1 pseudogene is annotated in these 941 nt (G+C 67.8%); it reads right to left on the bottom strand.

Features of this window, described 5'->3' with window-relative positions:
- Nucleotides 1-162 precede the first annotated feature (162 nt).
- A pseudogene (locus tag FN369_RS00230) lies at nt 163-941 on the bottom strand (hypothetical protein); the annotation flags it as partial.

Genomic DNA, 941 nt, shown 5'->3' on the forward strand with positions numbered 1-941 from the left:
GACGCGGCCGCCTCGGGAGGGGGAACCGAGAGCTGCGCGTCGGCCCGGAAGTTCCCGGAGAGTGCCAGGAAAAGGAGGAGCAGACCAAGGCGCGGAGGGCGTTTCCGGTTCATGGCGCAGCCTTTGGGTGGTGGGGTCGTTTGGGGTCGCTTCCCCCGATCCCTATCGGGCCGTCGGTCTACGGCTCGGATCGAGCGCCTGGACCCAATACCGGACGCGGCCATCGATCCACTCATCCCGGGCTCGGGCCTTGTCCCGGTAGTAGTGGATGAAAGCGGCTTCCCCGCTCCGGGGCTGGAGCCGCCTCACGGGGGCCAAGATCGCTCCCGCCCAGTCGGTCGCGGGAATGGACGGCAGCCGGAGGCTCCTTCCCTCGGGTCGAGGAAGGCTTTGGAGCCGCAAAATCGGGCCGCCCGCCGGAACGGGGATCTCGCTTGCCCGGAGGCCGGCCAGAGCCCGCTCGGCGAAGCCGGTGGACCTGGCGCCGATGCCCCAGACCGACTCGTAGCGGAAGTAGATCTCATCGAGGGTCTCGTAATAGGGATCGCCGAGGCGCTTGAGGCAGAGATCCCCGGCCAGATGGAGCGCATAGGGAGCTCCTTCCCGCAGAGCGAGGAGCTCGGCGGCCTCGAAGGCGCAATTCCACTCGAGCAGGGAGGGGGAAGCCAAGAGGATCTTCCACCGTCCTTCCACCACTTGCGCCTTTTCGACGCGCCAGCGAAAGGCCAGCGGCCGACCGGCTTCCAGGAGCACGGTTTTGTTGGCAAAGTCATGGACGCAGCCCGGAGGCAGGATCGAGTCGAAGAGGAGGTAGCCCCAGACATATCGGACGAGCTCGGGAGCGGCTTCCGGCATTCGCGCCCGTCCCCCCTCCACTACGTACAAGCGGAAGGGGGAGCGAACGACCGCCCGGTAGTCGACCGCCACCCCCCCTTCCCGCG

Origin of the sequence: Methylacidimicrobium cyclopophantes, assembly GCF_902143385.2 — a bacterium.
GTDB lineage: Bacteria > Verrucomicrobiota > Verrucomicrobiia > Methylacidiphilales > Methylacidiphilaceae > Methylacidimicrobium > Methylacidimicrobium cyclopophantes.